This is a genomic window from Rhizobium sp. BK008 (assembly GCF_014197345.1).
Lineage (GTDB): Bacteria > Pseudomonadota > Alphaproteobacteria > Rhizobiales > Rhizobiaceae > Rhizobium > Rhizobium anhuiense.
The window spans coordinates 85,324-98,723 of record NZ_JACIFK010000011.1 but is presented as its reverse complement, the minus strand read 5'-3'; the positions used below and the strand labels follow the sequence as shown (position 1 = coordinate 98,723).

General features: G+C 61.2%; 8 protein-coding genes. 5 read left to right on the top strand and 3 right to left on the bottom strand.

Going from position 1 to position 13,400, the window contains the following annotated elements; genetic code table 11:
- Nucleotides 1-789 (top strand): ABC transporter permease, encoded by a 789-nt coding sequence (locus FHT69_RS30900; RefSeq protein ID WP_028755691.1) that lies wholly within the window; start codon nucleotides 1-3, stop codon nucleotides 787-789.
- Between the two features lie 60 nt (nucleotides 790-849).
- Here the strand turns inward: FHT69_RS30900 and FHT69_RS30895 are convergent, their stop codons facing one another.
- Both FHT69_RS30895 and polA read right to left on the bottom strand, forming a co-directional pair.
- Entirely contained in the window at nucleotides 850-3,192 is a 2,343-nt protein-coding gene (locus FHT69_RS30895; protein WP_028755690.1) for a DNA translocase FtsK, read from the bottom strand.
- Between the two features lie 273 nt (nucleotides 3,193-3,465).
- Nucleotides 3,466-6,465: a DNA polymerase I gene (gene polA, locus FHT69_RS30890; protein ID WP_183906393.1), complete on the bottom strand. Its 3,000-nt coding sequence runs from the start codon at nucleotides 6,463-6,465 to the stop codon at nucleotides 3,466-3,468.
- Between the two features lie 428 nt (nucleotides 6,466-6,893).
- Between polA and FHT69_RS30885 the strand changes: the two genes are divergently transcribed.
- Nucleotides 6,894-7,310, top strand: a complete 417-nt coding sequence (locus FHT69_RS30885) for a MarR family winged helix-turn-helix transcriptional regulator (protein WP_028755688.1) — start codon at nucleotides 6,894-6,896, stop codon at nucleotides 7,308-7,310.
- A 6-nt stretch (nucleotides 7,311-7,316) separates the two neighbouring features.
- Here FHT69_RS30885 and FHT69_RS30880 read toward each other — a convergent pair whose 3' ends face one another.
- Complete coding sequence (locus tag FHT69_RS30880) at nucleotides 7,317-9,701, bottom strand: EAL domain-containing protein (protein ID WP_183906392.1); 2,385 nt, start codon at nucleotides 9,699-9,701, stop codon at nucleotides 7,317-7,319.
- 213 nt (nucleotides 9,702-9,914) lie between these two features.
- Here FHT69_RS30880 and FHT69_RS30875 point away from each other — a divergent pair, with 213 nt between their 5' ends.
- The 3 genes from FHT69_RS30875 (at nucleotide 9,915) to FHT69_RS30865 (ending at nucleotide 13,207) form a co-directional block, all read left to right on the top strand.
- Nucleotides 9,915-11,303, top strand: a complete 1,389-nt coding sequence (locus FHT69_RS30875) for a M20/M25/M40 family metallo-hydrolase (protein ID WP_028755686.1) — start codon at nucleotides 9,915-9,917, stop codon at nucleotides 11,301-11,303.
- 390 nt (nucleotides 11,304-11,693) lie between these two features.
- Nucleotides 11,694-12,410 (top strand): SH3 domain-containing protein, encoded by a 717-nt coding sequence (locus FHT69_RS30870; RefSeq protein WP_183906391.1) that lies wholly within the window; start codon nucleotides 11,694-11,696, stop codon nucleotides 12,408-12,410.
- A gap of 575 nt (nucleotides 12,411-12,985) precedes the next feature.
- Entirely contained in the window at nucleotides 12,986-13,207 is a 222-nt protein-coding gene (locus tag FHT69_RS30865; RefSeq protein ID WP_028755684.1) for a hypothetical protein, read from the top strand.
- Nucleotides 13,208-13,400 lie beyond the last annotated feature (193 nt).

Here is a 13,400-nt window from a genome sequence, read left to right as displayed (position 1 = left end):
ATGACAGTTCGTTTGCTTAAATTTCTGTATGGTGCGGCAACGGTGATTTTTCTGCTGGCCCCGCTTTTGGCGATCCTTCCGATCGCATTTACCTCCAGCAGTTTCCTGTCCTATCCCATCCCTTCTTTTTCGACCCGCTGGTTTGCGGAACTCGCAAACGCGGACGCCTGGCGGCGGTCCATCGTCAACAGCTTGCTGATCGGCACGGGGACCACACTGCTTTCAACCGTGCTCGGCATGCTGGCCTCACTTGCATTGCGCAGGCGCATTGTCTTCGGCTCTACACTGCGGACAATGTTCCTTCTGCCGATGGTCGTTCCGGCGGTCGTGCTCGGAGTCGGGCTTCAAATTCTGTTTGCCAAGCTCGGATTTCCGAACACCTTTGCGGCCGTCATCATAGCGCATACGGTTGTCGCCGTACCTTTCGTGCTGATCAGCATCACCGCGTCGCTTGACGGCATCGACTATCGAGTCGAACGGGCGGCGACGAGCCTGGGCGCTTCTCCAGCAAAGGTCTTCTGGAAAATAACGCTGCCGCTCGCCATACCGGGTGTACTGTCGGGCGCGGTGCTTGCTTTTGCCACCTCGCTTGATGAAGTCGTGCTGACCCTGTTTGTCGCCGGCCCAAACCAGTTGACGCTCGCGCGCCAGATGTTCTCGTCCATTCGCGAAAACATCAGCCCGGCCATCGTTGCCGCGGCATTTCTCTTCATCCTCGGAACGATCTTTCTCGGAGGCCTGCTTGCCATCGTGCACAAACGCGCCGCCCGTTCCGCAGTCGCGGGGTGATGTTCGGCCACTGGAATGCCGCGCCCTCACGCTGAGCCGCGATGGCGCGGCTCCTGCCGATCAATCCCCGTCGCCCCGCCCAGAAACGATCTCGCGCTTGCCGACGTGGTTGGCCGGGCCGACGAGGCCTTCCTTTTCCATGCGTTCCACCAATGAGGCGGCGCGGTTATAACCGATGCCGAGGCGGCGCTGGATGTAGGAGGTGGAGCATTTCTTGTCGCGCATGACGACCTTGACCGCCTGCTCGTAGAGTTCGTTGCCATCCTCGGAGGCCATGGCGCTCTTGTCGAAAACGGCGCCGGCTTCCTCCTCTTCCGTCTCGTCCTCCTCGTCGGCGGTGACGGTGTCGAGATATTCGGGGCGCCCCTGTGTTTTCAGATGGGCGACGACCTTTTCGACCTCCAAATCCGAAACGAAGGGACCGTGGACGCGGGAAATGCGCCCGCCGCCCTGCATGTGCAGCATATCGCCCTGACCGAGCAGTTGTTCGGCGCCCTGTTCGCCGAGGATGGTGCGGCTGTCGATCTTCGAGGTCACCTGGAAGGAAATGCGGGTCGGGAAGTTTGCCTTGATCGTGCCGGTGATGACATCGACCGATGGGCGCTGTGTGGCCATGATCAGATGGATGCCGGCGGCGCGGGCCATCTGGGCGAGGCGCTGGATCGCGCCTTCGATGTCCTTGCCGGCGACCATCATCAGGTCAGCCATTTCGTCGACGATGACGACGATATAGGGCATCGGCGTCAGGTCCAGCGCCTGGCTTTCCTCGATCGGAGCACCGGTGCCCTTGTCGAAGCCGACCTGGACCATGACGTGGATGGTCTCGCCCTTTTCGCGGGCCTGCGCCACGCGGTCGTTGTAACCGTCGATATTGCGCACGCCGAGGCGCGACATCTTGCGGTAGCGCTCCTCCATTTCGCGCACGGCCCATTTCAGCGCCATCACCGCCTTCTTCGGATCGGTGACGACGGGCGTCAGCAGATGCGGGATGCCGTCATAGACGGAGAGTTCGAGCATCTTCGGGTCGACCATGATCAGGCGGCACTGTTCCGGCGTCATGCGATAGAGCAGCGACAGGATCATCGTGTTGATGGCGACCGACTTGCCCGAGCCGGTGGTGCCGGCAACAAGCAGATGCGGCATCTTGGCGAGCTCGGCAATCACCGGCTCGCCGCCGATCGTCTTGCCGAGGCCGAGCGCCAGCTTGTAACCGCTCTTCTCGAAATCCTGGCTTTCGATCATCTCGCGGAAATAAACGGTTTCACGTGTCACATTCGGCAATTCGATGCCGATGACGTTGCGTCCGGGGACGACGGCGACACGGGCCGAGAGCGCCGACATCGAGCGGGCGATATCGTCGGCCAGTCCGATGACGCGCGACGACTTCACGCCTGGCGCCGGCTCGAATTCATAGAGGGTGACGACGGGGCCGGGACGGACATGGATGATCTCGCCCTTGATGCCGAAATCTTCCAGCACGCTTTCCAAGAGCCCGGCATTCTGCTCCAGCGTCTCCTGCGACATGATCTCGCCGAGGCGTTCCGGCGGTTCCTGCAGCAGGGCGCGCGGCGGGAATTCGTAGCCGGATGCGTCGACCCTTTCGGGCCTCACGGCCAGACGCGGCGACGGTAGAACCGCAGCCACAGGCGGCGTACGCTGCGGCGCGGGCGCTGCCGGAGGGGCTGATGCAATTTGAGGGGCTGGCGTGACCTGGGGTGCGGGTGCAATCTGAGCCTGCACGACCGGCGCCTCGACAATAATGCGCCTCGGCTTTTCCAGGGATGGGGCGGCCGGAGGACGCACGGCGACCTTTGCGGACATCGCAGCGGGCGGCGAGACCGGGCGGGAGGGCACGGGAGCGACAGCCGGCCGGCCGGGGCGCCATTCCATGATCTTGAACAGCGAAGTGATCGATTCGGGCGTGGCCTCAGCCTTCGGGAACGAGATCACGGGGGGGGCGCGAACCGGCTCGGCCTCTTCGAAGGCCATGACTTCCCAGAAGGCGAAATCCGAAATGGAGGAAAGCTCAGCGGTGGCGCGGAAGGCAGGCGCGCGGACCTCATCAGGCAACGGTGCCTGCTGCAGTTCGACCATGTCGGGTGCCGTGGAAATTTCCTCCGGCTCCGGCAGATAGATATCGAACGGCACGTCGACGGCAACCGGCTCTATCCGTATCGCCTGCTGTGCAAGCTGCGAATCATCGCGACCGGGCTCATTCGGCGCGCGCCGTTTGCTGATCAGCGTTTCCGGCGTGCGGGTGAAACGAACATTCGGCGCGAGGGAAAAATTGCTCTGCCAAATGGGCGCTGCCGGCTTTTCTCCTGGATTTTCCTCCGGAAGCTCAGTTTCAATCCCGCTGGAAAAGTCCCCGGCGTCCGTCAAATTGGTTCTGGGAAAACGCATGCGTCCGCTACTCACTCATGCTTGGCAAATTACGACCCTACCGGGATAGAAAAGGAAGGTTAATAAGTTCCTTCCTTCCGTACCGTTCCGACACGGCTCCTGGTGGCAAATTGCTGCACTTTCAATGGCTTGCGCTAAGCGGAAAAATCTTTGCCAATTTTGAAGAGGTGGCTAAGCGCGTCGCGTCGAATCTGATTGATGCGACGTGCTTCGGGTCTTTGTTTGATGCATGTCGTTGTCCCAAAACCGCCGCGCACTTTTGGGCGACATGCATTAGTGCGCCTCGTCCCAATTGGTGGCGGCGCGCGCATCGACCCTCAGCGGCACGCGCATTTCGAGCGCCGGCATGGTGGCGTTTTCCATGACCGAGACGATGACCGGCATCGCCTTTTCGACATCGTCATCCTCGACCTCGAAGATGAGTTCGTCATGCACCTGCAGCAGCATGCGGACGCGATCGCCAAGGCCGACTTCGGCAAGCGCCGGCTCCATCCTGATCATCGCCCGGCGGATGACGTCGGCAGCCGAGCCCTGGATCGGCGCGTTGATCGCCGCACGCTCGTTGAAGGCGCGCACGGACGGATTGGACGAGCGGATTTCCGGATAGTTGATGCGGCGGCCGAAGATCGTCTCGACATAACCCTTGTCGCGCGCCATGGCCTTTCGGCTTTCCATATAGTCGCGGATGCCGGGGAAACGCTCGAAATATTTCTTGATGTAGTCGCCGGCTTCCGAACGCTCGATCGAAAGCTGATTGGCAAGGCCGAAGGCCGAGATGCCGTAGATGATGCCGAAATTGATCGCCTTGGCGCGACGACGGACCTCGCCCGGCATGCCTTCGACCGGCACGCCGAACATTTCCGACGCCGTCATGGCGTGGATGTCGACGCCGTCCTCGAAGGCTTTGGTCAGCTGCGGGATTTCGGCCACATGGGCAAGCACGCGCAGCTCGATCTGGCTGTAGTCGGCAGAGATCAGCTTGTGGCCGGGCGTCGAGATGAAGGCGGTGCGGATCTTCCGGCCTTCGGCGGTGCGCACGGGAATGTTCTGCAGGTTCGGCTCAGAGGACGACAAGCGCCCCGTCGTCGTCGATGCCAGCGAATAGGAGGTATGCACCCGCTTGGTCTCAGGGTGGACATAGCCGGGGAGCGCGTCGGTGTAGGTCGATTTCAGCTTGGTGAGCTGGCGCCAGTCGACGATCTTGCGCGGCAGCTCGAAACCGGCGGCAGCCAGATCTTCGAGCACCTGGGCGGAGGTGGACCATTGGCCGGTTTTCGTCTTGCTGCCGCCGGCAAGGCCCATCTTGCCGAACAGGATGTCGCCCAGCTGCTTCGGCGAGCCGATATTGAAACGCTCGCCGGCCAGCACGTAGATCTCGTCCTCGAGGCGCGCGGCCCCCTGGGCCAGCTCGCCGGACAGGCGCGACAGGATCTGCCGGTCGACGGTGATGCCGCGCGCTTCCATGCGCGCCAGCACCGGCAATAGCGGTCGCTCCAGCCGCTCATAGACGCTGGTCAGCCCTGCCGCCGCCAGCCGGGGCTTCAGCACCAGCCAGAGGCGCAGCGTCACGTCGGCATCTTCGGCGGCATAATGGGTGGCGCGGTCGATGGCGACCAGATCGAAGGTGACGTTCGCCTTGCCGCTGCCGGCCACGTCCTTGTAGGGGATCGGAGTATGGCCGAGGAATTTTTCCGAGAGCGGATCCATGCCATGCGCGCCGGTGCCGGCGTCGAGCACGTAGGAGATCAGCATCGTATCATCGAAACTCCGGGTCTCGATGCCGTAGCGCTTCATCAGCAGGTAATCGTATTTCAGGTTCTGGGCGACCTTGAGAACCGATTCGTCCTCCAGCAAAGCCTTCAGCCGCGGCAGGGCATCGCGCATGGGGATCTGGTTTTCGGCAAGGCCGCCGCCGAGCAGATCGCCGACGCCGTTCTTGTGGACGAGCGGCACATAGGCGGCGCGGATCTTCGTGCCGGTGGGATCGGCCGTATTGTCGGCGATCGCCATCGAGAAGCCGACGATCTCGGCCTGCATCGCATCGAGCGAGGTCGTCTCGGTATCGAAAGCAACGAGGCCGGTCGCGCGCGCATCGGCGATCCACCGGTCGAGCGTCGCCAGGTCGCGGATCGTCACATAGGCCGTATGATCGAAGGGCAGCGTCGCAAAGGCCTCAGCCCGCGCCTTGGCAAGATCGGCGGGCGAAAAGGCGCCTTCGACGACAGCCTTCGCCTTGGCGCGCGGCGGCACCGGCACGGATTCGCCCGAGACTTCGGGGATCCCGCCGGCAACGGGTTCGGGTTCCGCCGCACTGAGATCGGGGCCGTGGGCCGCCTCGCCCCATTCGATGTGGACGACCGCCGGTTCGATGCTGCTGGCATCGCAATCGCAGGCTTCGGCGACCCGGCGCGTCAGGGTGGTGAATTCCATCGTCTTGAGGAAGCCGATCAGCTTCGGGCCATTCTGCGGCTCGAGCACCAGCGCGTCGAGATCGAGATCCAGCGGCACGTCGGTGCGCAACCGCACGAGGTCGCGCGAGAGCTTGGCCATGTCGATATTGGCGAGGATCGTCTCGCGGCGCTTGACCTGCTTGATCTCGGTGGCGCGCTCGAGCAGCGTGTCGAGATCGCCGTATTCCTCGAGGAGCTGGGCGGCGGTTTTCGGGCCGATGCCGGGAATGCCGGGGACATTGTCGACCGAATCACCGGTCATCGCCTGCAGGTCGATCATCTTTTCAGGCGGCACGCCCCATTTTTCGATGACATCGGGAATGCCGATCTGCTTGTCCTTCATGCTGTCATACATATGGACATTGGGGCTGACGAGCTGCATCAGATCCTTGTCGGAGGAGACGATGGTGACATCGGCGCCTGCTGCCTCGGCCTGGCGGGCGTAGGTGGCGATGATGTCGTCGGCCTCAAAACCTTGGGTCTCGATGCAGGGCAGATTGAAGGCGCGGGTCGCCTCTCTTATGAGGCCGAATTGCGGGATGAGCTCTTCCGGCGGGGCGGAGCGGTTCGCCTTGTAGGCGTCGTAGAGATCCTTGCGAAACGTCTTGGCAGAATAATCGAAGATGACGGCAAGATGTGTCGGCGTCACGCCGACATCGGTATTGCGTGCATCCCTCAAGAGCTTCCACAGCATGTTGCAGAAACCGGACACGGCGCCGATCGGCAAGCCGTCCGTCTTGCGGGTCAGCGGTGGCAATGCATGAAACGCCCGGAAGATGAATCCGGAACCATCGATTAGGAAGAGGTGATCGCCTTTTTTCATGCGTGCATGGATAGCGCGGGCATTGGACGAGGTCCATATAAAGTTCGGCGCGCAAAAAGGATTCAGCGTGCGCAGCGCCGTCTATTCCTGCTCACCAAACTGTTACCGATTTGTAACGATCGCTCTCCCTTGAAAAACCACATTCGCAGCCACAAATCCATGTCACCGGCGCTTGATCGCGCCGCGGGTCTGATTACCGGCTTGTCCCCCGCCGCGTCAGGCTTGGACAAAGGCCTTATCCCCCTCTCCGGGCCTTTGTCCCCACTTTAAAGTCGCCATGGCCAACCTCCAGGCCATGGCGACTTTTGTTTTTTCCAGCCACTCGAAATTATCGTCGCGGCTTGCATCTTATGAAGCATCGCCTGCGATTTGCTGCATTGTCTCCAGCATGGTTTTGAGCCTAACTTGCAATCATGGGATTTAACCGCATGGATTCGGGAGCCTACCTTGCCAGCCAACTGGCGAAGGGTTTTGCCCGCTCGCTGCACCAGCGCGCGGTCGGTCTGGGTTTTTCTCCGGGCCAATTCCCCATTCTGCTGGAACTCTGGGCCGAAGACGGGCTGACCCAGAAACAGCTTCTCGAGCGGGTCGATATCGAGCAGGCGACCATGGCCAATACGCTTTCGCGCATGGTCCGCGACGGATTGATCGAACGCCGTCCACATCCCTCCGACAGGCGGGCGCAACTGCTCTTCCTGACGCCGAAGGCCCGCGCCATGGAGGCCGAGGCGATCGAGATCGCGCGGGAGGCCGACCTTGCGCTGTTTAAAGGTTTTCGGGTCTTCGAGCGCGAGCTGACGCTCGAATATATCCGCCGGCTTCTGGAAAACGCCAAGGCGCTGTGAAGAAGCTCATTCGCCAGCACTGTGTGCGTGTCGTAACGAGAACACGCCGGTTTCAATCTGCGCGGTCAGGACGTTTTCGTGGGCGGCAAGCTTGACGCTCGGTTCGATATCCGGCTTGCCAAGCAAAAGGCCCTGTACTTGCGCGCAGCCTTCCTCGACGACGATCCGGCGCTGCATTTCGGTTTCCACGCCCTCCGTCACCACCGGCATGCCGAGGCTGTGGCCAAGACCAATGATGGCGCGCACGATCGAGCGCGCCGCCGCATCATGTTCCAACAGGCCGGTGAAACTGCGGTCGACCTTGATCTTGTCGAAAGGGAATGAACGCAGGTTGGAAAGCGAGGAAAAACCGGTGCCGAAATCATCCATGACGATGTGCACGCCGAGCTTGTGCAGCCGCAGCAACATCGTCATCACCCGGTCGCGATCGCGCATGAGGGCCGCCTCGGTGATCTCGAGCTCCAGCCGGCTGGGTGCAAGCCCGGTTTCGGCGAGGATCGCCTCGATCCGCTCACAGAGGTTCGGCAGCATGAATTGCACCGGCGAGAGATTGACGGCGATCATCAACGGCAGCGGCCAGCGCACGGCCTCCCTGCAGGCCTGCTGCAACACCCATTCACCGAGTTGGACGATCGAGCCGCTTTCCTCGGCGATCGGGATGAAGATATCGGGCTCGGTCAAGCCGTGACCTGGCCGGTTCCAGCGCATCAGGGCCTCATAGCCGCCAATCTCGCCGCTCAGCGCATCGAGGATCGGCTGATAGCTGACATGGATCTGGTTGCGGATGATCGCATGGCGCAGTTCGCTTTCGATCTGGCGGCGGTTCCGTGCCGCCTTATCCATTTCCGCGTCGAAGAAACAGACCTTGCCGCGACCGTCATGCTTGGCGCGGTAAAGTGCAATATCGGCATTGTTGCAGAGTTCTTCAGCAGCAGCGCCGTCCGCCGGATAGAGTGCGATGCCGACGCTGACACCAACGGCTGTGGGGTCACGCGCCGTGTCCATCTCGGCGGCGAATTCGTCGAGTATCGCCGCCGCAAGCTTTTGCGCCGCTGCCGGCTGCTGTCCGGCGGGCTGAAGGATGGCGAATTCATCGCCGCCGAGGCGGGCGATCGTATCGCTCTCATCGGCCACGCGGCGCAGGATCGAGGCGACCTTGCCGAGAATGCGGTCGCCTTCGGCATGACCGAAGATATCGTTGACGGCTTTGAAGCGATCGAGGTCGAGATAGAAGAGGGCAACCTCGCTGTTCTTTCGTTCGGCCATCTGCAACGCCTGCCGGATGCGGGTATCGAACAATGACCTGTTCGGCAGATCGGTGAGCACGTCGTGGTGGGCGAGATGCTCGATCATCTCCTCGGCCTGCCTGCGCTCGGTGAGATCGCGCACCGCCAGCACCTCGCAATTGTGTCCGCGATAAACAATCCTGCTCGCGGTCACTTCGACGGCAATCTCCTTGCCGTTCCTGGTGTTGAGCAGCGTTTCGCCTGGCTTGTTCTGCCCAGTCCCCTGAATAGCGGTCAAAACAGCCGAGGGCGCCTTGCCGGCAAGATCGGCAAGCTTCCAGCCGGAAAGCCCCTGAAAGCGTTCATTGGCATCGATGATCCGGCCTTCCCGCAGGATCAGCAGTCCTTCCTGCGAGGCATTCGCGAGCCCCCTCAGATCCGTCAGGTGGCTTTCGATAAAGACCACCGCGAGCGCAATCAGAATGAGCGTCGTCGCCGCCGCCACGACGATCGCGGCGAGCAGGCTGGCGTCGAGCACCGTTGCCGGAACCTCTTTGCCGGGATCCGGTACGAGGGTGATGCTGGCCATCGAGATGAAATGGAGAGCGCAGATCGCGAGGACGAAAGTGATGGACGAGGCGAGGAGCCGCCTCGATCCCTTCAATTCGAAAAAAGCGTGGAAGGCGGCGCTCGACAACAGCGCTCCTGCGAGAACCGCAGTCAGCGTCATGAAGGGATCATAAACGATTACCGCCGGCGTTTCGATCGCCTGCATGCCGGTCAGGTGCATGGAGGCGATGCCGAGCGCCATCAGAACGCCGCCGCGCACGCGAGAAAGCCTGCCGCGGCTTTCCGAAGCGACGAGGATCGCCGCCCACGAACCGGCAACCGACAAGAGGAAGGAAAGCGCCGTCAGGCCCAGCTGGTAGCCGATCGGCATGCCGCCGTCATAAGCCAGCATCGCAATGAAGTGCGTTGCCCATACGCCGGTGCCGAAAGCAAATGCCGAGGCGCCAATCCAGAGTTTGCGCCGCCCGGCATCGCATTCCTGGGCGCGGGAAAGCGGCAGCATCGCCGCCATCGCGCCGACCAGACAGACCGCTGCCGCCGCAAGCACCAGCCGCCAATCGTGATTGTCCCGAATACATGCGATGACCGAAAACATCTGCCCCTCCCACAGCTGAATTCGATCAGGTTATTTAGGTTATGCTAAATAACCGTAAATTGAATTAGTATTCTCTTCTATATTATTCAGTAAATCTTCCTGATATTGATCCATGCCCCGCCGGTCTTTCGCGCCGCCGATTTTTTGTTTTTCCGCCTCGCCTGCCTTTCTGGTTTGGTCTATCGTCCGGCCGAATTTCAAAAGGAGTCGAAAATGACCGATATCAATCAGGTGCTTGCGCGCGCGGACCAGAACCTTCCATCGAGCCTCGACAAGCTATTCGAACTTCTGCGCATCCAGTCGATTTCCACTGATCCCGCCTATAAGGCCGAATGCCGAAAGGCGGCGGAATGGCTCGTCGCTTATCTTGAAGGGCTCGGCTTTACGGCCTCGGTGCGCGACACGCCTGGCCATCCGATGGTGGTCGCCCACCATGCCGGCGCTGCTTCCGATGCACCGCATGTTCTCTTTTACGGCCATTACGACGTCCAGCCGGTCGATCCGATCGAGCTCTGGGAAAACGATCCGTTCCAGCCGTCGATCAAGGATCTCGGCGAGGGTCGCAAGATTTTGACCGGCCGCGGCACCTCGGACGACAAAGGCCAGTTGATGACCTTCGTCGAGGCCTGCCGCGCCTATAAGGAGATCAACGGCGCGCTTCCCTGCCGCATCACCATTCTCTTCGAGGGCGAGGAAGAATCCGGCTCGCCATCCCTGAAGCCCTTCCTCGAAGCCAATGCCGCCGAGCTCAAGGCCGATTATGCGCTCGTCTGCGATACCGGCATGTGGGACCGCGACACGCCGGCAATCGCCGCCGCATTGCGTGGCCTCGTCGGCGAGGAAGTGATCGTGACGGCCGCCGACCGCGACCTGCATTCCGGTCTGTTCGGAGGCGCTGCGGCCAATCCGATCCATATTCTCGTCGAGGCTCTTGCCGGCCTGCATGACGTGACAGGCCGCATCACGCTCGACGGCTTCTATGACGGCGTCGAGGAAACACCCGACAATATCAAGGCGTCCTGGGAGACGCTCGGCAGGACCGCGGAGAGCTTCCTCGGCGAAGTCGGCCTTTCCATTCCGTCCGGCGAAAAGGGCCGTTCGGTGCTGGAACTCACCTGGGCGCGGCCGACCGCCGAAATCAACGGCATCTGGGGCGGATATACCGGCGAAGGCTTCAAGACGGTGATCGCCGCCAAGGCTTCGGCCAAGGTTTCGTTCCGGCTTGTCGGCACGCAGGATCCAGACGCCATCCGCAGGGCTTTCCGTAGCTATATCAGCACGAAGATTCCCGCCGATTGCTCGGTCGAGTTCCATCCGCATGGGGGCTCGCCGGCGATCCACCTTTCCTATGATTCGCCGGTTCTGACCAAGGCGAAGAACGCGCTGTCCGACGAATGGCCGAAACCCGCCATCGTCATCGGCATGGGCGGGTCGATCCCGATCGTGGGGGACTTCCAGAAGATGCTCGGCATGGAATCGCTGCTGGTCGGCTTCGGCCTCAGTGACGACCGCATCCATTCGCCGAACGAGAAATACGAGCTTGTCTCCTACCACAAGGGCATCCGCTCCTGGGTACGGATCCTGCAGGCGCTCGCCGCCTGAGAGGGAAAGGCGCGCCTTCAGGATGCGCCATGCGAAAATCGCGACAACAAAAAGGCCGGTTCGAACCGGCCTTTCGTCGTCCGCTCATCTCAGTGCCAGTTCATCCGTGGTCAAGGAGAAAGCGGTATTGCAATGAGACTGCCCGCGAAAGGTTAACGGGGCGTTAACGGCACCAACTCCAGTCGGAAACATTGGTTGCAGCTTCAGGCGCCGCGGATTTGCCGTTCAAGCTACGTTCATCGCGGACGACATATAAGCCATTGAAAGATAAGATGAATGATAGCGCCCTAACAGCTGCGGGCGATCGCTCTATCTTTTGTTTCAAGGGCACATGCCACGGAAACACGGCCAATTGCTGCCTGAAAAACGTGCCAACGAGGACTGAGAAGCGTGAAAAATCTCTTTGTTAAAATCGCAGCGGCCGGCCTGTTCATGCTGGCGCCCGCCATAGCGCAGGCTGCCGAGGGCTACTCGACGGCGAACGTCAACATGCGTGCGGGTCCGAGCACCCGATATCCTGCCGTCGCAGTCATACCGGCCGGTTCCTCGGTCGAGATCCGCGGATGCCTTTCCGACGTCAACTGGTGCGACGTCGAGTTCTACGGCGGCCGCGGCTGGGTCTCCGGCCAGTACGTGCAGGCCCTCTACCAGCAACGCCGCATCTATGTCGGTCCGCAATATTACCGTCCGCTCGGCATTCCGGTTATCCGCTTCAGCGTCGATAATTATTGGGACCGCTATTACCGCAACCGCGATTTCTATCGCGAGCGTGACCGCTGGAGCCGCGGTCCGGACTATTATTACCGCGACCGCGACAACCGGGATCGGGATCGGGATCGGGATCGGGATAACGTAGATCGCGACCGGGATAACCTAAATCGCGAGCGGGATAACCGGGATCGCGACCGGAACTGGCGCGAGCGGGATCGCGACCGAGATTGGCGTGATGGTGACCGGGATCGGCGCGGCGTCAATCAAAGGGACGATCGGCAACGAGACGATCGGCAAAGGTACGACCGGCAAGGAGCCGACCGGAGGGGCGATGATCGCAGACCGGGCCGTAGGGATTTTGATTGCCGCCCCGGCGATCCCTCCTGCGACCAATGAAACAGAAGGGGCGGCAGCGCCGTCCTCTCTCGAGGTTTGCCAGCCAAGGCAACCATCCAAGAAAAAGCCCGGCGCTCCCATGAGGGATGCACCGGGCCTGATGTCGATCGGCGCGTGTTGAGGGGAGACGGCCGATCATGCGCGGGACGTGAGGGGTTGTCCCGCTTCTCCCTAAACAATCGCCGAGCCTATTGGTTCCACCGACCAGACGGAAGATGTTCAACGCAACGCCGAAAGCAGCGTGTGCATTTCCGCCTCACGGCCACGAGCCATCCTCAGCCGGCTTTCCTCCATCCCCGGATTTCTCCAAGGCCGGCTTCATTCAATTTTGTCGAATCGACCGTTACCGCCTGCGCAGATATGACGCCTGTGTGCGTCTGCCCGCCTCGCCGGCGAGCGCAAATCGGCGCGCGCTATGTCAGATTTGCGACAGTCATGAAAATTGGCATGGATGCGCGCAAGAGGCCGACGACAATTTGATGTGAGGGTATCGTGATGCTCTTGTGTTGCGGGGTTGTTTATTGCAATTTCGTGGCGTTGCGGATTGATCGTAATCCGTTCGAGGCTGGACCCTGATGACGCAAGACTACCTGGCTTTCCTGGGGCTTTTCGCCCCCCGGGCAGCCGCCACAGATGTTACCGTTTGGCATAAACACAACCCACTCCTGCCTGTCCGCCTTACCGATGGGGCGAAGCTCAATCCTTCCGGCCAGATCTGGCGCCGCTTTCATCTGGGCGAGTGGGAATATAAGCAGGACCCGGAAACGCTCGACGATTACGAGGCCCGGCAGTTTTGAAGGCCAATGCATGTCGCAGAGAAATCTGTGGCGGTTTGGGACTTACGGCGCACCGTATCAATGCGGTTTGACGCGACGCGCTTTACCTGCGCGATCTGCTTTGATTTCCATTATTAACACCCCGTTAAATCGCCGCATTTACAGTTCAGTCGGATGATCACGGCGCCCGCAAGTGCACCGTTGTGCGAAGCCA